Annotated in this window: 18 protein-coding genes and 1 pseudogene; 16 read left to right on the forward strand and 3 right to left on the reverse strand. The window is 36.3% G+C overall.

Going from position 1 to position 19,275, the window contains the following annotated elements; all coding sequences use genetic code 11:
* Nucleotides 1-80 precede the first annotated feature (80 nt).
* The 7 genes from AC2YJL_RS06100 (at nucleotide 81) to AC2YJL_RS06130 (ending at nucleotide 8,347) form a co-directional block, all read left to right on the forward strand.
* The gene (locus AC2YJL_RS06100) at nucleotides 81-761 is read left to right on the forward strand and encodes a transaldolase family protein (RefSeq protein WP_102812841.1); all 681 of its coding nucleotides are present in this window, start codon (nucleotides 81-83) and stop codon (nucleotides 759-761) included.
* Between the two features lie 104 nt (nucleotides 762-865).
* The gene (locus tag AC2YJL_RS06105; RefSeq protein WP_369361319.1) at nucleotides 866-1,519 is read left to right on the forward strand and encodes a DUF4867 family protein; all 654 of its coding nucleotides are present in this window, start codon (nucleotides 866-868) and stop codon (nucleotides 1,517-1,519) included.
* Nucleotides 1,520-1,575: 56 nt separating this feature from the next.
* Complete coding sequence (locus AC2YJL_RS06110) at nucleotides 1,576-3,615, forward strand: alpha-glucosidase (protein ID WP_230933273.1); 2,040 nt, start codon at nucleotides 1,576-1,578, stop codon at nucleotides 3,613-3,615.
* Nucleotides 3,616-3,729: 114 nt separating this feature from the next.
* Nucleotides 3,730-5,070 (forward strand): sulfoquinovose isomerase, encoded by a 1,341-nt coding sequence (sftI, locus tag AC2YJL_RS06115; RefSeq protein ID WP_230933272.1) that lies wholly within the window; start codon nucleotides 3,730-3,732, stop codon nucleotides 5,068-5,070.
* Between the two features lie 84 nt (nucleotides 5,071-5,154).
* Nucleotides 5,155-5,889, forward strand: a complete 735-nt coding sequence (locus AC2YJL_RS06120; protein ID WP_050690316.1) for a GntR family transcriptional regulator — start codon at nucleotides 5,155-5,157, stop codon at nucleotides 5,887-5,889.
* Between the two features lie 30 nt (nucleotides 5,890-5,919).
* On the forward strand, nucleotides 5,920-7,353 hold the full coding sequence (locus AC2YJL_RS06125; protein WP_487374670.1) for an aldehyde dehydrogenase family protein: 1,434 nt from the start codon (nucleotides 5,920-5,922) through the stop codon (nucleotides 7,351-7,353).
* A gap of 91 nt (nucleotides 7,354-7,444) precedes the next feature.
* Nucleotides 7,445-8,347, forward strand: a complete 903-nt coding sequence (locus tag AC2YJL_RS06130; RefSeq protein ID WP_230933270.1) for an AEC family transporter — start codon at nucleotides 7,445-7,447, stop codon at nucleotides 8,345-8,347.
* A gap of 515 nt (nucleotides 8,348-8,862) precedes the next feature.
* Here the strand turns inward: AC2YJL_RS06130 and AC2YJL_RS06135 are convergent.
* A complete protein-coding gene (locus tag AC2YJL_RS06135; protein WP_230933269.1) occupies nucleotides 8,863-9,042 on the reverse strand; it encodes a hypothetical protein in 180 nt (59 codons plus the stop codon).
* A gap of 217 nt (nucleotides 9,043-9,259) precedes the next feature.
* Between AC2YJL_RS06135 and AC2YJL_RS06140 the strand changes: the two genes are divergently transcribed.
* The 6 genes from AC2YJL_RS06140 to AC2YJL_RS06165 all read left to right on the forward strand — a co-directional run bounded on the left by AC2YJL_RS06140 (nucleotide 9,260) and on the right by AC2YJL_RS06165 (nucleotide 15,159).
* Nucleotides 9,260-10,018: an IclR family transcriptional regulator gene (locus tag AC2YJL_RS06140; RefSeq protein ID WP_230933268.1), complete on the forward strand. Its 759-nt coding sequence runs from the start codon at nucleotides 9,260-9,262 to the stop codon at nucleotides 10,016-10,018.
* A gap of 17 nt (nucleotides 10,019-10,035) precedes the next feature.
* Entirely contained in the window at nucleotides 10,036-10,989 is a 954-nt protein-coding gene (locus AC2YJL_RS06145; RefSeq protein WP_230933267.1) for a sugar kinase, read from the forward strand.
* Nucleotides 10,990-11,006: 17 nt separating this feature from the next.
* Nucleotides 11,007-11,669, forward strand: coding sequence for a bifunctional 4-hydroxy-2-oxoglutarate aldolase/2-dehydro-3-deoxy-phosphogluconate aldolase (locus tag AC2YJL_RS06150; protein WP_230933266.1), 663 nt, complete (start codon nucleotides 11,007-11,009; stop codon nucleotides 11,667-11,669).
* The gene (dgoD, locus tag AC2YJL_RS06155) at nucleotides 11,656-12,804 is read left to right on the forward strand and encodes a galactonate dehydratase (RefSeq protein ID WP_028414811.1); all 1,149 of its coding nucleotides are present in this window, start codon (nucleotides 11,656-11,658) and stop codon (nucleotides 12,802-12,804) included. The genes AC2YJL_RS06150 and dgoD overlap by 14 nt, the downstream gene beginning before the upstream one ends.
* A 91-nt stretch (nucleotides 12,805-12,895) precedes the next feature.
* The gene (locus AC2YJL_RS06160) at nucleotides 12,896-14,215 is read left to right on the forward strand and encodes an MFS transporter (RefSeq protein WP_195696244.1); all 1,320 of its coding nucleotides are present in this window, start codon (nucleotides 12,896-12,898) and stop codon (nucleotides 14,213-14,215) included.
* Between the two features lie 530 nt (nucleotides 14,216-14,745).
* Nucleotides 14,746-15,159: a DUF6892 domain-containing protein gene (locus AC2YJL_RS06165; protein WP_230933265.1), complete on the forward strand. Its 414-nt coding sequence runs from the start codon at nucleotides 14,746-14,748 to the stop codon at nucleotides 15,157-15,159.
* Nucleotides 15,160-15,478: 319 nt separating this feature from the next.
* Here the strand turns inward: AC2YJL_RS06165 and AC2YJL_RS06170 are convergent, their stop codons facing one another.
* The gene (locus tag AC2YJL_RS06170) at nucleotides 15,479-16,105 is read right to left on the reverse strand and encodes a type 1 glutamine amidotransferase family protein (RefSeq protein ID WP_230933264.1); all 627 of its coding nucleotides are present in this window, start codon (nucleotides 16,103-16,105) and stop codon (nucleotides 15,479-15,481) included.
* Between the two features lie 91 nt (nucleotides 16,106-16,196).
* Here AC2YJL_RS06170 and AC2YJL_RS06175 point away from each other — a divergent pair.
* A pseudogene (locus AC2YJL_RS06175) lies at nucleotides 16,197-16,487 on the forward strand (isochorismatase family protein); the annotation flags it as partial.
* A 198-nt stretch (nucleotides 16,488-16,685) separates the two neighbouring features.
* Entirely contained in the window at nucleotides 16,686-17,174 is a 489-nt protein-coding gene (locus AC2YJL_RS06180; protein WP_230933727.1) for a DinB family protein, read from the forward strand.
* 214 nt (nucleotides 17,175-17,388) lie between these two features.
* Here AC2YJL_RS06180 and AC2YJL_RS06185 read toward each other — a convergent pair whose 3' ends face one another.
* Nucleotides 17,389-18,024 (reverse strand): DUF2711 family protein, encoded by a 636-nt coding sequence (locus tag AC2YJL_RS06185; RefSeq protein ID WP_230933263.1) that lies wholly within the window; start codon nucleotides 18,022-18,024, stop codon nucleotides 17,389-17,391.
* Between the two features lie 315 nt (nucleotides 18,025-18,339).
* Between AC2YJL_RS06185 and AC2YJL_RS06190 the strand changes: the two genes are divergently transcribed.
* Nucleotides 18,340-19,080 carry a hypothetical protein gene (locus AC2YJL_RS06190; RefSeq protein ID WP_230933262.1) on the forward strand — a complete coding sequence of 247 codons (741 nt, stop codon included), beginning with the start codon at nucleotides 18,340-18,342 and terminating at the stop codon, nucleotides 19,078-19,080.
* Nucleotides 19,081-19,275 lie beyond the last annotated feature (195 nt).

Below are 19,275 nucleotides of genomic sequence, written 5' to 3' on the forward strand. Positions count from 1 at the left end.
TATAAATACAAAGGTTATTACAAATTATATAAAGGTTATTATCTTTAAAGGGTAATAGTCACTTAACTGGAGGTATAAAGATGAAGTATTTTTTAGATAGTGCCATTTTAGAGGAAATTCGTTACGCGTATGAAAACTGGGCAATTGATGGTGTTACAACAAACCCTCGTCATATTATGAACAGCGGTAAGCCGTTCTTAACGGTTCTAGATGAATTTGCAAGTGAGTTTAAAGGAATCGAAAATTTCCCAATTTCAGTAGAAATCAATCCTCATTTGGATAATGCCAAAGATATGGTAGAAGAAGGGACAAAGATTGCTAAGTTATCTTCAAACTTTGTTATTAAAATTCCATGCACAGAACCTGGTTTAATTGCAGCAAAGGAATTTGAAAAACAAGGTATTTCTACTAACGTCACTCTTGTCTTCTCGCCATCACAAGCACTTCAGCCTGCAAGAATTGGCGCTAAATTTGTATCTCCATTTGTAGGTTGGAAAGAAAATAGCGGGGACGATACAACTCAATATATTCAGGATATTGTGAATATCTATAAAAACTACGATTACAACACAGAAATCATTGTTGCTGCTTTACGTAATGGTAAACAAATTGTAGATGCGGCAAAAGCTGGTGCGCATATTGTGACCTGCGGATTTGATGTATATAAAGAAAGCTTCCAGCATGCGTTCACAGACTATGGATTAAACAAATTCCGTAATGCTTGGGATAATACAGTCACAGAAGCTCCTGTCTTAAAATAAACATATATATTTTATAAAAGGCGCCTCTTAGAATCTTATTATCTTCTTTGAGGGGCTTTTTACATAGAAAAGGAGAGAAGAAAACGTTGCGCAGCTTTGAACACATGAAAGACTTAAACAAACATGTGCCTTTCTATCATATAGAGGACAGCAAATTTAAACCTTATGGAAGGGCAGTAAACGAATATGACTTCAGTGAACTAGAAACATATTTGGATAATTTAGCTATTCCTCAAGATCAGAATGTATATGTAGCATCCGTCGCGGAGATGGAAAATACCATTATTAAGAACCAACTTCAAGAAGCTTTTTATGGTGATATGCCTATTCAAATTGGATATTGTAATGGTCCTAATTCAACCTTAAATGGCCTTGAGTATCATAAAAGCAGTGAAATCAACATCGCTATAACAGATATGGTTCTTTTATTAGGAAAGGTACAGGACGTTGAGGATAACTTTTTTAATTCAAATGATGTAATCGCTTTCTTCGTGCCTAAAGGAACAGCAGTTGAGTTATATAGTACGACATTACATTTTGCTCCTTGTAAGGTAAATAATGAAGGATTTAAAACAATCGTTATTTTACCTAAAGGAACAAATGATCCGTTATCAACTAATATTCAAAAAAGAACAAAAGAAGATGAGTTATTGTTCATGAAAAATAAATGGTTAATTGCTCATCCTGAAAGAGAGCAATTAATCAATAAAGGTGCACATCCAGGTATAAAAGGAGAAAATATTAAAGTTTATCAATAGAGCGTATGAATGTTAGACAAAAGACTAAGCTCTATTAATTGATGGGAGAGATAAAAATGTCAGGTACCTTAAATGTAACTAAAGGGGTAAATGTGGAAATCTTACAAGATGGATTTGAAGTTGCTCTTAACGGTGTAGCTCTACTTCAGCATACCATACAAAAACCAATGCTGTTTGTTGGTTATGGAGAAGAAACGATTGAAATGTATAGAGGTAACTTTGATATTAAAGATTACGTTACTGAACGTGCAGCTCTTCGCTACGCAACTGTTGAGGAAGTAGAAGGCGCATATAAAATAGATTTCTCTAACTATGAAAATGGAGATAACATGCTGTCTCTTATAGTTAAAGAAGAAGAGAATCGTCTAAAAGTAGAATACCAAAAACACGATGCGAACATTAACCGCTTTTGGTTACGAGTAGCTGCAGATAAACAAGAGAAAGTATATGGATGCGGAGAACAACTCTCTCATTTTAATATGAGAGGGAAAAACTTTCCTTTATGGACATCTGAGCCGGGCGTAGGAAGAAACAAACAGACATATGTAACATGGCAAGCTGATGTAGTTGATAAGGCTGGAGGAGATTATTATAATACTAACTTTCCTCAGCCTACATATGTATCTAGTAAAAAGTACTATTGTCATGTTGAAACAACGGCATACGCGGACTTTGACTTTCGCAATGAGACATTCCATGAACTGCAGGTTTGGGAAGTACCTGAATATATGCTGTTTGAAACGGCGGATACGTACCTTGAACTAGTTGAAAAAATTACGGGTTTATTTGGAAGACAGCCCGAGCTACCAGACTGGGTATATAACGGCGTGGTTTTAGGTATTCAAGGTGGTACAGATGTTGTTGAACAAAAATTAGAAAAAGTTTTAGCAAAAGGTATGAAAGTATCCGGAGTATGGTGCCAAGATTGGCAGGGCAAACGTATTACTTCTTTCGGTAAACGTTTAATGTGGAATTGGAAATGGAACGAGAATGAATACCCAGAGTTAGATAAAAAAATTGCAGAGTGGAAAGAAAATGATATTCGTTTTCTAGGTTACATTAATCCATATGTAGCCATTGAAGGTGATTTATATAAGGAAGCTGAAGATAAAGGATACTTAGCATTAAATGCGGAAGGAAATACGTATTTAGTGGATTTCGGTGAATTTTATTGCGGAGTTGTGGATTTTACCAACGAAGAGGCTACTGAATGGTATAAACAAGTTATTAAAGAGAACATGATTGATTTTGGATTAGATGGGTGGATGGCCGACTTTGGTGAATATTTGCCAACGGATGTTGTGCTCAAAAATGGAGTCGACGCTAAGATTATGCACAATGCTTGGCCGACAATGTGGGCAAAAGCAAACTATGAAGCGGTATCAGAAGCAGGGAAACTTAGTGAGATTGTATACTTTATGCGTGCCGGATATACGGGCATACAAAAATACTGTACGCTTCTTTGGGGCGGAGATCAAAGCGTAGATTGGTCGCTAGATGATGGTTTAGCTTCCGTTATTCCTGCAGCTTTATCATCAGGAATGAGTGGTTGCGGCTTACACCATAGTGATATTGGCGGGTACACAAGCCTACATGGTAATAAACGTTCAAAAGAGCTGCTGATGAGATGGGCAGAAATGGGAGCCTTCACACCTATGATGAGGACACATGAAGGAAATCGTCCGGATGATTGTTTCCAGTTTGACGGTGATGAAGAAACATTAGAACATTTAGCAAGAATGTCTAATGTTTATGTAACGATGGCACCTTATATTAAATCGCTTGTAGAAGAAAATGCCCGACGAGGAATTCCTGTTCAGCGACCTTTGTTTATGCACTATGAAGAAGATGAAAAAACATATGATATTCAATACCAATATTTATTTGGTGAAGATGTACTTGTTGCGCCGGTTCATCAAGAAAACCAAACAGAGTGGGAAGTATATTTACCAGAAGATCAGTGGGTCCATGTATGGAGTGGTGAAGAGTACACAGGAGGATCGGTTACTGTTCAGGCGCCATTAGGTTATCCACCTGTATTTTACCGTAAAAAATCGATTTGGAGTGAGTTGTTTTCTAAACTAATTCACATCTAATTTAAAAGCTATTTATATAAGAAATGTAGTCAAACGGAAAAATAGTGTTGATAAAGGTAATGATGTATTTTAAAATGGTTATAACAAATAGTTTTATGACAAGGGGAACTCTATATGCAAAATACAACAGCTTTATATGTGCCTATAGGTAGAAAAACATTTGATATTGAAGCAGCTGAAATTTATCGTCAAAAAAGTATGGAGTGGCTGAAAGGTAACTGCAGTACTGTGATTGCGCCGGAGCAAATTATAACTTCGGTTGAAGAACTACAGGGGTTTCTTGATTCAATTAAAGGGGATAAGATTGATACCGTTTTATATCAAAGCGTTACGTTTGCCGATGGTGAATTTATGGTTAAGATATTGGAGTATTTTAAACAGCCTGTAATTGTTTGGTCCGTACGTGAGCCAAGCGTAGGTGGACGTTTACGTTTGAACTCGCTAACAGGTGGAAATAGCACCAGTAATGTACTGCGCAACCATCAGCATCCGTTTGCATTTGTATTTGGAAATCCAGATGAGAAAGCTTTACAGGATCGTCTATTAAGACAAATTAACGTTATGCGCGTGCTAAAAGCATTAAATGAATTAAAAATTGGGGTAGTGGGAGATTATCCACCAGGATTCTTTTTCTCAGCAACAAACGAAGAAGAATTAAAAAACGCACTTGGCGTAACCCTTCATAAGATGGATTTACAAGAAGCGTTTAAAGAGTGTGTAAAGCTTCCAGAACAAGAATGGATAGGAGAAGTTGAACGGGCAGAAAAGCAGGTGATTGGTCTAAATCGAAATGACGAGACCGTTACTAAATTTGCTCAATTTTCCACATATATTAAAAAGCACATTCAACGTGAAGAGTTAGATGCACTAGCTATGCGATGCTGGCCGGATTTCTTTAATGATTTAGGAGCTGCTCCGTGCTCAACGCTGTCTCAGTTTACGGAAGACGGAATGGTGACATCCTGTGAGTCCGATATTCATGGATCAATCTCCATGTTTATCCTGCGTGAGTTAGCAGGCGGAAATGCACCTTACCTTGGAGATTTAGTTCACATAGACGAAGAAAAAAACTCGGTTGTTTTTTGGCACTGCGGTGCAGGAGCATATTCACTTGCCAATCCTTCTACCGGAGCAACAGCAGGGGTGCATCCTAACAGAAAAATTGGTTTTGCAATGGATTTTGGATTAAAAGCAGGAGAAGTAACGATCTTCAGGGTAAGTCATACGCCTGATGGCTATCGTCTTCTAGTGATGAAAGGAAATGCATTAGATGTAGAGCAGCCTTTTACAGGTACATCTGTAGAAGTGGAACTGGCGACAAATGCATCAGACACACTTTATGAACTTATGCACGCGGGGTATGAGCCTCACTTTGCACTAGTGTATGGTGATGTGACAGAACATCTAATTGAACTAGGGCGTATGCTTAATTTAGAAACAAAGGTGTATGTCTAAAAAGATCCTACTTCTCTGCTACAGTAAAAGTTAGCCAATACTATATAATAATACCAAACGCTAACTTAAAAGGAGTTTGAGAAAATGAAAGATACAATAGGTTCTAATAAAAATATCGCGCTTTATCTTCAAGTAAAAGATGTCTTAATTAAACGTATACAAGAAAAAGTTTGGAAGCCCAATACGTTAATTCCAACAGAACAAGAATTAATGCAAGAGTTTGACGTAAGCCGTACTACCCTAAGACAAGCTATTTCTATGTTAGTACAGGACGGGCTGCTGGAAAAAAAACAAGGCAGGGGAACAATTGTAAAGCCTCAGCCACTTATCGGCGGCAGCTTAGGCAAGCTTAAAGGCCTAGCAGAAGAAGTAGCGGAAAAAGGATTAACACCGAATTCAAAGCTCATTCGTACTGATTTTAAAAAAGATTTGTATCATGAAACTTCCATGCTGGAATTGGATGCTGGAGAAGAGGTTTTAGTTATTGAACGAATTCGTTTTGCTGATGAAGTGCCTATTGCGATTGAACGTTCTTGCTGGCCTCTGCATATTGGGAAAATACTAGTTGAACAAGATTTAAATCGTGCAAAATTTTATGAAGTACTAGAAGAGAATGAAATATTCTTAAAACGAGCTAAAGAGAAGGTATCTGCCATTAACGCAACGATTTATGAAGCAGATCTGTTAGGCATACGGGGCGGAGAAGCTTTACTTGAAATGACAAGAGTAAGTTACGGTTTTGATGATAAGCCACTTGAATTTACGGTAACAAAATATCGCAGTGACAAATATCATTACAATATCGAACTTACAAGATAAAATGCTAATACAATTGGGGATGTGGAGATAATGACGAGTTTAACTCAAGTCAAACAATATGGTTTATATGTAAACGGGGAATGGGAAACAACAGCAGAAAAAATGGAAGTCTTAAATAAATATACACAGCAGCCTGCAGCTGAAATCTCAGTAGCAACAAAAAATGATGTAAATAAAGCTGTGGCCAGCGCGAAAGATGCATTAAAAAACACTTTTTCACCGTATGAACGCTACGAGGTATTAATGAAGGCAGCTAAGCTATTACTAAGCCGTCAAGAAGAATTTGCTGAAATTTTGGCTACTGAAGTTGGAAAGTCTATTCGTGAATCTCGCGGAGAAGTTGAGCGTGCGGCTACAACTTTACAAATTTCAGCGGAAGAAGCAAAGCGTATTCATGGAGAAGGTGTACCTGTTGAATCGGCTCAAGGCTCGGAGAATCGCATGGCTTTTACAGTAAAAGTCCCAGTTGGCGTTGTTGCAGCTATCACACCGTTTAATGTACCTATCAATCTAGTTTGTCATAAACTCGGACCTGCACTTGCAGCTGGGAACAGTGTAGTATTAAAACCTGCTGAAGTTACTCCAATTTGTGCGCTCAAGCTCGCTGAATTAATGGAAGAAGCAGGACTGCCAAAGGGGCGCCTTCAAGTATTGACTGGAGATGGGGCAGAAATTGGTGAATGGTTATTAGAAAACCAGGATGTTAATATGTTTACTTTTACAGGAAGCCCAAGAGTAGGAGAGCTCATTCGATCTAAGGCAGGTTTGCGTAAAGTTTCACTTGAACTAGGAAATAATTCGGCTACTATCGTACATAAAGACGCTGATTTAGAAAAAGCTGCATCTTTAATTTCTCAAAAAAGCTTTAATAATGCGGGACAGGTTTGTATTTCCGTTCAACGAATTTATGTTCACACGAATATTTATACTGCATTTGTTAATAAGCTAAAAGAAAAAACAGAAAAGTTAGTAGTCGGTAATCCAATGGATGAGCAAACGGATATTGGACCTATGATTCGTCTCAAAGAAGCAGAGCGAGTGGAAGAATGGGTAAAAGAAGCGGTGAAAGAAGGGGCGAAAATTGAACTAGGAGGAAAGCGTGATGGTGCTTTCTATCTTCCTACAATTTTGACCAATGTAAATGATGATATGAAAGTTTGTCGTCAAGAAGTATTCGGGCCAGTAGTAGCTATTGCTCAATATAATGAGATTGATGAAGTGATTTCAAAGGTAAATGATTCTGACTATGGGTTGCAGGCAGGCCTTTTTACGAACGACTTACAGTTTGCTATGAAGGCAGCTCGTGAAATCGAAGTAGGCGGATTAATTGTAAATGATGCTTCAGCGTATCGTGTCGATCATATGCCATATGGCGGTGTGAAAAAGAGCGGTAACGGAAAAGAAGGGCCGAAGTATGCAATTGAAGAAATGACTGAAGAACGTATCATTGTTCTAAATTTATAATTTATCAGTTTAAATGAAAGACCTAGATTTTTAATTTTCTAGGTCTTTCATTTGGAAAATAACAAAGAAAAAATGACGAAGGTGAACAAATATGGAGTTCCTAACAATCCTTCTTCCTATTTTCGGGATTTTTGCACTTGGATTTATTGGACAAAAGAAAATAGGATTTGATACAAAAACGATTTCAACAATGGCACTTTATTTGATGTCTCCAGTTCTCGTGTTCAAAACATTTTACACAACCAAATTTACGATTGATTACTTATATCTTACGTTATACACATTTGCACTTTGCTTTGCATTAATTGCTGTCGTCTATATGATTGCTTATTTTCAGCGATATTCTACTTCAGAAACCTGTGGAATGATATTAGCGTCTTCATTTATGAATAATGGCAACTACGGTACACCTGTTGTTTTATTACTTTTCGGCGTTACAGGCTTAGACTCTGCCATTATTCTAATGGTCATACAGCAACTGGTCATGTGTACAGTTGGAGTTTATTATGCCGCTAAAGGGAGTCCACAAGGAAATGGTATAAAATCAGCCATTGACGCAGTTCGACGAATACCAATTGTGTATGGGGGACTTTTAGGAGCTATATTTCAGTTTCTTCATATTCCATTAAGCAACTCTGTAAAAGAAGCGGTTGATTTAGTAGCGGGTGCAGCTATTCCTACCATCATGATTGTACTTGGAATGCAGCTAGCTAAAATATCAATTAGAAATTTAGCCAAAGCAAAAGTTTCATGGTCATTAGCTATCAAACTTGTGATCTCGCCATTTATCGCTTATATCCTAACACTTCTGTTACCGGTGGATGAGATGGTGAAACAAATTATGATTATTATGGCTGCTATGCCCACAGCTGCGAATACAACTATGTACGCGCTTCAATTTAATACAGAGCCGGAGTTTGTATCAAGTGCAACGTTAATTAGTACCTCCTTAAGCCTTGCTACATTACCTATCATTTTTCTAATTGTTTTATAAAATGACACAGAAACATGTTCGAATATAGGTTGAAAAATAATTTTATTATATGACTTTAAAAGGAGTAGTCAACGTGAATTCTCCTCATAACGCAGTTTTAAAAAGATATTTAAAATTTATTTTCTATTTTAGCTTTGTGTTCTTCTTATACTTCTACTTCACATACAGTTTTCAACACTACCTGACGAAATATTTGTTTCTTAATTGTTTGCTGACAGGGATATCTTTTCTCATTCGAAATTTAAGAGGTTATACGGAAAAACTGTAAAAGAAAAAAGCTATTTCACTGCGATGCAAATATCATTGAAATAGCTTTTTTACGTTCAGATTATATATGCGAAAAAATTGTGTTACTGGCACTTAAAGGAACAAGGAGCTTAATTTAAGCTCCTTGTTCTAATTTTTATCATAACCTTCAAAAACTTATCCAATATAGATTCGCACTAGCAACCAACCCAAAAGATGTAAATCCCGCAATTTTTACAGGGTGAGTAATTTTATATGCAACAAAGGGGTTAACTCTTCTTACTTACTTCTGCGAAGAGTAGAGTACCTATGGATGCGAGTGCTAGTCCAAGCAACAAAGCATTCTCCTTTAACTGAACAAAATCAAAAATTAAATAAATGAGAAAGACCCATAAATAAGCTAAAAAGATATTTAAAACAATAGATAATAAAAAATCTTTATTTTTCATGATTAGCTCCCATTACAATTTTTTCTAGTTTCTATGATTTTATCATGGAAACTTTTTTATATTGCTATTTATTAATCATTTCTCAGGAACTGTCATAAATATATTTATTTAATTTGTAAAAATATTTTGAATTAATGATCGGTCTATGATAATATTTAAATCAGTAAATCATATATAAAATTTAAAATCACATATGTGATTCAGAAAGGGTTTCTTCATGTCAGTAAAATCAGCAGAACGTGTATTGAGGGTATTTGAATTGATTGCTCAACATCCCGAGGGATTAACAGTAAAAGAGGTTAGTGATTTACTTTCGCTTCCGCAAAGCAGTACGTTTAACCTTGTGGGAACACTTCACAATGAAGGTTATTTGAATCAGGACTCATTAAAGAGGTACAAGCTAGGGCCAAAGCTAATTCAAATTGGGACAGCGGCTATGGAATCATTGGATATTTCTTCTGAAGGAAAGCCGTATTTAAAGAAACTGATGGAGGATGTTCAGGAAACGGTGTTTATGGCTTTGCTGTCAGATGGAGAATTAGTCTATGTTGTTAAGATTGACAATAATCGCTCGATTAGAACAACAGCTCAGCCTGGTAACCGTAAGCCGCTCTATTGTACAGGGTTAGGAAAAACCTTTTTAGCTTTTCTTCCTAAAGATCAGCGAGAGCAGCTGCTTGAACATATAGAGCTACTGCCTATTACGGATTATACAATCACAGATAAAAAAGTGCTTAATGATAATCTAGATTCTTTTATTCAAATGGGCTATGCAATTGATGATGAAGAAAATGAAGAAGGATTATTTTGCCTTGCTGCACCTGTATTTGGAGCAAAGGGAAGCATTGAAGCTGCTATTAGCGTAGCTGGCCCTAAGGAAAGAATGCTGAAACATAAGGATTTTATAGTAGAAAGGCTGCTTCAAACGTCAGCTAATATATCTTTTATCGCTGGATATGAAGAGGCAAAGAGATAAATGAAAAGAGGGGTAAAATGGATGTGATAAGCATGGGGGAAACGATGATTCTGTTTACCCCACACTCGAATGGAAAGATGCGATATGCTAAAGATTTTTCTTCGAAAATTGCAGGGGCAGAAAGCAACACGTTGATTGCCCTGTCAAAACTCGGTTATCAAACGGGATGGGTTAGCCGATTAGGAAAAGACGAGCTAGGAGAGCGAATTCTTTCAAGTATTAAAGGAGAAGGAATAGATGTAAGACATGTGATATTTGATGATAATGCTCCTACAGGTCTGTTTTTAAAACAAAAAACAAATGAAATGAACAGTAAAGTCTTTTATTACAGACAAGGTTCAGCAGCAAGCTTTATGAATCCGCGTGATATGAATGAAGAGTATATCTCTTCTGCAAAATACTTATACGTGACAGGAATTACACCTGCACTGAGCGATTCCTGCCACGAAGCTATTTTTCAAGCGATGAAAGCTGCTAAAAAAAATGGTGTGAAAATAGTGTTTGATCCAAATTTGCGAAAGACGCTGTGGGATGAAACAGCTGCGCGCCAAACACTAACTAAAATGGCTGCATATGCGGATATTATCTTACCAGGAATGAATGAAGGCCAGTTTTTATTTGAGAAGGATAATCCTGAAGATGTTGCATCAGCGTTTCATCAATTAGGTGCAGAACTAGTCGTTATTAAGCTAGGTGAAGAAGGAGCTTATTATTCGACTGAAAATGAATCCGCTTACGTGGAAGGTTTTAAAGTTGCTAGAGTGATAGATCCAGTAGGAGCTGGTGATGGGTTCGCCGCGGGGATACTATCGGGACTAATAGATAAATCCTCTTTAAAAGAAACGGTTAGAAGAGGGTGTGCTATAGGAGCTATGGTCGTAACCGTAGAGGGTGATATTGAAGGCTTGCCTGATAAGAAAGAGCTTTACGAATTTATGAATGCGATTACAAGAGAAGACGTTATACGATAAAAGAAAGGGGCTTACCAATGACGGATAGTTTATCACATTTATTAGAGCATAAAATCGTTGCGATTATTAGAGGAGCCAAACCGCAGGATGTAGTGAAAATTGCTTCTGCGCTTAATGACGGCGGTGTAAAAAATATAGAAATTACTCTAAATTCCCCTGATGCACTTTCAGCCATTAAAGAGGTTTCTACAGAGCTGGGTGATCAAGTGTTAGTAGGAGCAGGTACAGTGCTTGATCCTGAAACAGCACGTTCAGCTATTTTAGCAGGAGCAAAGTTTATCCTTTCTCCAACTGTTAACACGGAAACGATTAAACTAACGAAAAGATACGGTGCAGTTAGTATCCCAGGGGCTTTTTCACCTACTGAAATTCTAACGGCATATGAAAATGGCGGAGATATTATAAAAGTCTTTCCTGCTAGGCTGGGTGCTAGCTATATTAAAGATATTCGAGGGCCGCTTCCCCATATTCCACTTCTTCCAACAGGAGGAGTGAGCTTAGACAATATTCAAGAATTTGAAGAAGCAGGTGCCGTAGGGTTTGGTATTGGAAGTTCTTTAGTTGATACAAACTGTGAAATTACGCATGCATACCTGCAGGAGCTAACACAAAAGGCTAAAGCATACGTAGCCGCAGTGAATGGTATAACGAAAGGGGAAAAAGTACATGAAAATTACTAATTATGAATTGTTCCAAGTGCCGCCACGCTGGTTATTTTTAAAAATAGAAACAGACGAAGGAATTGTTGGATGGGGAGAACCTGTTATTGAAGGAAGAGCCTCTACTGTTAAAGCTGCAGTAGATGAGCTGATGGAGTATCTTATTGGCAAAGATCCATTAAATATTGAAGATCATTGGAACGTTATGTACCGAGGCGGTTTCTATCGAGGCGGACCTATTTTAATGAGTGCGATATCAGGAATTGATCAAGCATTGTGGGACATAAAAGGAAAATATTACGATGCTCCTGTACATCAACTGTTAGGCGGAAAAGCAAGAGAATCCATTAAAGTATATTCTTGGATTGGAGGAGACCGGCCTTCAGATGTAGGCGAAGCAGCAAGAGAAGTTGTTTCACAAGGATTTACAGCAGTAAAAATGAATGGAACAGAAGAGCTTCAATATGTGGATTCATATGAAAAAATTGATCAAGTAGTAGAACGTATTGCTGCTGTTAGAGAAGCAGTGGGACCTTATGTAGGAATAGGTATTGATTTTCACGGACGTGTACATAAGCCAATGGCAAAGATTTTAGCTAAAGAACTAGAGTCCTATCGTCCAATGTTTATCGAGGAGCCGGTTTTGCCGGAAAACAATGAGGCGCTAAGAGAAATTGCCAATCACGTATCCATTCCTATCGCGACAGGAGAAAGAATGTTTTCAAAATGGGAGTTTAAAAAGCTCTTAACGGACGGATACGTCGATATTATTCAGCCTGATTTATCACATGCAGGAGGAATTACAGAATGTAAGAAAATTATTTCGATGGCTGAAGCCTTTGATGTAGCGGCTGCGCCTCATTGCCCATTAGGACCAATTGCATTAGCGGCGTGTCTTCAAGTAGATGCAACGTGCCACAACGCATTTATTCAAGAGCAAAGCTTAGGCATTCACTATAACCAAGGCAGTGATTTACTAGATTATATTGTTGATAACCACGTATTTAAATATGAAGAAGGCTTTGTAAAAATTCCTGATGGACCTGGTTTAGGTATTGAGATTAATGAAGACCATGTTAGAAAAATGGCTGATATCGGTCATAATTGGCGTAATCCAGTATGGCGTCATAAAGACGGTTCTGTAGCGGAATGGTAAAGGGGAAACCATTTTAGTAAAAAAGATCTGATTGATAAATGACCGTCAGTCAGATCTTTTCTTAAACTATTATATACAGGGGGATAAGGGAATGAAGGGGTATAGCGAAAAGCCGACTCGCGTTAGATTTCGTGTTTTAGCATTTATTTTCGTGAGCGTTGTCATCAACTATATGGATCGAAGTAATATTTCTGTAGCTGCCACAGCCATGTCCAAAGATTTAAAGCTATCATCAGTAGAACTGGGTCTCATATTTTCAGCCTTTGGATGGGCTTATGCTGCGTTACAAATACCAGGAGGGGTAATGGCTGACCGCTTTGGCGCTCGTGCTACGTATGCCTTTAGTTTAATTACCTGGTCTATTGTTACGCTGCTGCAAGGATTTACTAAGGGATTTGTGAGTCTTTTTGGTCTGCGTTTAGCGACAGGAGCATTCGAAGCACCGGCTTTTCCGACCAATAATAAAGTAGTCACCAGCTGGTTTCCAAATCAGGAAAGAGCATCAGCTATTGCTTTTTATACTTCAGGACAGTTTGCAGGACTAGCATTTTTAACACCTACACTAGTTACCATTCAGCACTTTTTAGGGTGGAGAGGTCTGTTTATTACTACCGGGATTATCGGTATAGCGTGGGGCATTATATGGTATATCTTTTATCGTGATCCTTCTCAGCATAGTAAAGTAAATAAAGCAGAGTTACAGCATATCGAAGAAGGTGGAGGCTTAGTTAAAGCTGCTGATACGAAAGGAGAAAGAGCAAAGTTCGAATGGGGAAATCTTAAAGAAGCCTTTTCTCACAGAAAGCTATGGGGCATCTACTTAGGTCAGTTTGCCGTCAACTCTACTTTATGGTTCTTCCTTACCTGGTTTCCAACGTACCTTGTGGAATACAGAGGGTTAGATTTCTTAAAATCAGGATTCTTAGCATCAGCTCCGTTTTTAGCAGCGTTTGTAGGAGTATTATTATCTGGCTTTGTATCGGATGCCTTAGTGAAAAAAGGAGTATCATTAGGTATTGCAAGAAAAACACCTATTATCGTAGGGCTGCTTTTATCAACTTCAATCATTGGAGCCAATTATGTAAATAGCACATCTCTCATTATCACGTTTATGGCTATTGCGTTTTTTGGAAATGGCTTAGCTTCTATTACATGGGTCTTTGTCTCAACGCTAGCGCCTAAACATTTAGTCGGTTTAACGGGTGGAGTGTTTAACTTTATCGGAGGTCTAGCTTCTATCATCGTCCCAATTGTTATTGGTTTCTTAGCAAAAGGAGGAAACTTTGCTCCAGCGCTAGTGTTCATAGCGGCATTGGCCCTTTTAGGAGCACTTTCGTATATCTTCCTTGTAGGAAAAGTAGAAAGAATTAAAGTGGTTAAAGATGAAGAATTGAATCGAGATATTGTGTAAGGGTGTTTATCATTTTATAGGAATCATACATCTGGAATTATTTGTGGCGGGATTAAAAGAGAATTCTTAAAAATTCTATTAGAGAAAGAGCATAAATTTTGTTGGAGAGCAACGGGTTTATGCTTTTTTGTTACCTATAAAGAAGAACTTCAGTCCGTACAAGAATAAGATCATTAGATTAGGTAGTAGTGATATTCATGAATATAAAAAGCATGATAAAATATACAAAGTTCCTACCTTTTATTAACAATAGTCAAAGAATAATAGATAGAAAATGGTTATTAGACAATGGAAGGTGTATTTATGAAAAAGGTTTTAACAACTTCTGCTGTATTATTGCTAGTGGTATCAGTTTGCAGTAGTAATCAAAACAAGTAAATAAGAGCAGACCTTCTTTTACAGGGGCTGTTATTTCTCTACCTGTCAAAGTCAGCAATATAAGCAGGTTTTATTCATAGGTGATTGTTACAATACTAACAGTGCAGGTTCGATTAAAAGCCTAAGAAAGAAATAAAATCGGAGGTAGTAAAATGGGGAAAAGTGAAATGTTTAAAGACTTTAATTTTAAATTAGTGGTCATTGAAGCTTTATTAGATCAAGATCCGTTATTTCTAGAAGAATTAACCGATTTAAAAGATAAGTATACCAATAATTTTGAATGGTATTCTGGATCTGGACCCATTATTGAAATCAGAGATTATTTAGAAGAGTTAACGTTGGAAATGAGTGATTTGGAAAAGATTGAATCCCTTTGCTTTGATGGAGGTAATGAAATTTATCATATTCTAAAGCCAGACTGGGATGGAGAAGACAGTTCATTTGACGTACTATCTGTTGAAGGATTTCAGAACTTAAAGAATCTAAAAGCAGTGGACTATATTTCAATGTGCGATCCAGAAGTATTAGAACCATTCAAAGAAGCCGGAATTACGATTGAGGATTAATGAGAAGGACGTTATTGTAGTAAGGGAAGCAATTCGTCTTTATGAAGAATAAAGAGAGAACCAGTAATGAAATATAATGTTCAAATCTATGAAGATAACCAAGGAATGTTTATGTGGGATGATGCTGTTAGAAATAAATACGCAGAATAGAAATTAATTAATTTAAAAGTATGGTGGAGCCTTTATACGAGATGAAGAAAAAAATAAATCTCTTATAAAGGCTTCTTTTTGTTTCTTTTTAGTTAACATAAAAGGAAATAGGTATCTACAAAAATAAAAAAGAAAATTATTGTAATCGACCTTGTATATAATTAGGAATCTATATTGAGTTCATTAACTGAAAAAAGTATTCGGACTTCTGAGTTTTATTTAAGCTATACCACGAATCTAATGTATTTGATGCAAATACATCTAATTTTTTTAATACGTCTCTCGCGAATTCTAAAGGTGCTACTCCTGAAGCAGTAATCATGTTATTATCGGATACTACAGGTCCAATCTCATACAACTTCTCCCCTTTATAATTAGGACAGACCATTTTTGTATATTCTAAGTTATTAAGCGTATGCTTTCTAGAATCTAAGTATCCATTATTTGCAAGGGCATCAGTAGCACCACAAATTGCAGCTACAATAGTACCAAGCTCTAAAACTTCCCCAACTTTTTTCAATATAGGTTGATGAATCTCCTCACTCCATGTAGTTCCTCCCGGTAGAATTAAAAGATCTTTATCCAGAAGAGTGCACTCATCAAGAGAAATATCTGGCTGTATACTCAGCCCCCCCATTGTTTTAATAACTTCTTTATTAACTCCTACCGTCATTACTTTTAAAGGGGCTAAACCTTGCCTGAAATATCTTCCTGAATTTAGTTCAGCAATTAAATATCCATACTCCCAATCTGACATTGTATTAAATACATAAATATAAACTTTTTTTGTTTGCATATTAAGCCTCCCGAACTGACGTTCTCTATATTATACCATTTTAAAGGCATATATCTATAAAAATGTTAAAATATTCAGAAAAAACAAGGAGATTGAGAATCATTTGAAAGAAAACAAAATAGAAAAAGTCGTAATAGTAGGATTAACAACTCCACATTGTGTATCAACTGTTACTCGAATGAGTGATAATTTAGGGTTTAAAACGTATCTCGTATCAGATGCCACAGCTGCATTTGCAATAAAAGGAGCAGATAATGCATATTATCCAGCTGAACAAATACATACTGTGTCATTAGCAACTTTAGATAATGAGTTTGCCAAAGTTTTAACAACTGAAGAATTGATCAAAAAGTTAAATTTGACTGAAGCAATACAATCATAAGATCGTTATTTTAACTGTATATCTTCTACAGAATTAGTTAACATAATACCTCTGCTAGGAACAAAATAGCCTATACGACTCTATATATTATCTTGTCTTATTCCAATGAGATAGGTATCTATAAATAGTTGTCGAACTAATTCATACTCCCCTTAAAAAAGAGACAAAGTGAAAAATACAGTAAACGGAGGAATTAGCTTGCAAACTATGTTTCATTATAACTGGTTGGTTAGAGAAGAATGGTATCAATGGTGTGAGAATATTCCACTAGATGAATTGCTTCGGAAACGAACAGGAGGAGTAGGAGGAATCTTGCATACTCTCTTTCACATTGTTGATGTAGAGTGGAGCTGGATTCGTGTTCTACAGGGAAAAGATGATTTCCAAGAGGATTTTGAGAAATATCAAAGCTTAGAAAAAGTTCGCCAGCTAGATACAAGCTTTCAGTTTGAGATAAGAGAGTTTGTTAGGTCTTGGAATGCAGAAAAAGAAAAGAATATTCTTTATGATCCGCAACCAGACGGAAGTATAGCAACTGACACTTGGGGAGAAGTTATGCGTCATGTGATTGCTCATGAAATACATCATATTGGACAATTATCGGTATGGGCTAGGGAGATAGGGGAGAAACCAGTTTCAGCCAATCTTATTGGTAAAGAACTTAGTCATACATTGCCAAAAATTTAAGTTAATAAACTTTATTGATAAAACTCATGCTTGTAATTAAAAAAGTATGAGTTTGCACTTTTCGGCACCTTCTAGTATATACAATGAATTTCGCTAGTAAAGGTAGGAAGACGTTCTTAAGAATGGTTTCCTACCCAACTATACTAAAAATTCGTGTAATATGCCCCATTGATTTGTCCTTTTTAGTTTCCATAAACCCCTTTATCGGTACCTATTAAATAAATGAATTAAAATATGTTTCTTTATCACATATGAAAGCTTCAAGGTTTAGGGGTTTAATTGTATCCTCAATATTTGTATCTTTTGCTAAAAGCAATGTTATAAACGAATCATAGATCCCCATAAATGCAAAATCCATATTTTCATCTGTGATAATTGACTCGTTAGGAGATAAGTTAGCTATTTCTAAAGGTGACATATCATTGACTTTAAATGAACCGTTTGTGTCGTGAATAGGTTCCGAAAAATATAAAGTATTTGCCCCTTTTGAACAGAGGATCTTTACTAAACTATTTAGTATAAACAACGATGCACGATCTTCTTCGGGATAATAAAAATCAGGATTAGACTTAACATAGGAAGCTAATTTTTTATATTCATCACTAGGCGCACCAGTAAGGTATTGCAACGCTCTGAATAGTTCTTTGTAGGATTTTAAATTACTTTTGGACATTACTTCTTTCCATGATATTGGTTCTCCAAGTTTAAGCATTTCCTCATCACTAGGATATATATGCTGATAAGGGTTTTTCCTCTTTGATTTCTCCCAACCAGAGGGCATTTGAATAAAAGGGTGGAATAGAATAGCAGCAGAATTTATCTTATGTAAACTAATAAACCTAGAAAACAAAACCTCACCCTTGAATCAGTGAGGTTATATCATTCCTGTGAGGTTTTGTTGCAAGCAAAAACTATCAAATGGAAAAGAAGGAAGACAAAAGTAAAAGTGAAGCCGAATAGCACAGGAAATCTTTTGTATTTATCTACATAACAAACCTTTAATGGTATAATTTATTTCGTAATGACGCACCATGTCATTATATGGTCACATTTGTGCCCATCCCTATATATGCAGTTAGAGATCAAAACTCTTTATCTCTCAAAAAAGGCTGCCACTTAGTTTGCGGTCTTTTTTTAGTGAAAAATAAAATACAAGGGGTTTGTTATGAAAAAGAAATGGCTTTACACATCAATAGCATGTGCTTTCGTGCTACTTAGTGGATGTTCTTCAGACATTCAACTAGAATCTATTAAGCGAGTTACGGATTCAACAATCAAACATTCTATTCTTGACGACTATTTATCAAAGGGAACAAAAAGCTTATCATACTCGTATGATGGAGAAGGAGAAGGCAAGTACAAAATAAATATAGCTGCTAATGTTGATAACGCATTTTATGACAACAACCCTTTGGGCATATTTAATATTCTTTCTAGAACTACTGAGGGAATAGGTAGTGATTTAAGTAACTATTGTGGAAATACTAAATGTGAATTTGGTACGCTCACTGTATCATCATCTAAGGGTGACTCATATTCAATGAATATCAATAACAAGGATGGCGACGAAACGTTAGTACATAATGACGAAAAGATTAAAAGGGAGGATCTGCTAGAATACAAAGATCCTGATAGTGTACGGCCCGATGAAGAATATAGTGAGAATGAAGATGTTTCTATTTCCGAAGATGCGGTTTATGAGTTTATGGAAAATCAACTTGATCAGATGACAAATGGCGGACAGAATTATGTACCTGAAATACATTGCGAAAAAGCAATAAAGGCTACTACTAAACGATTTAACCTTACTGTGGAAGAGGTAGTTAACATCTACATAAGTAAAGCAAATATTTATGGCTCTCCTTATATAAATAACTTTTATCAAAGCGACGAAGCTTTTTATTAATACATAAACTTTAAAAGCAGCTTTCACTTAATAATCTAAGTAGAGGCTGTTTTTTATTTGTCTGCAATTTATAAACACATGCGAAAATTTATATTTTCTATTTTGCCTCACTTTTATAAGTATACTAAAGTCAATAAGACAAAAGAAACGAAATGCGTAGATCTGATTTAAGTTTATATGAGTAAATTACTAATA

The organism is Priestia sp. SRI_019 (assembly GCF_057586255.1).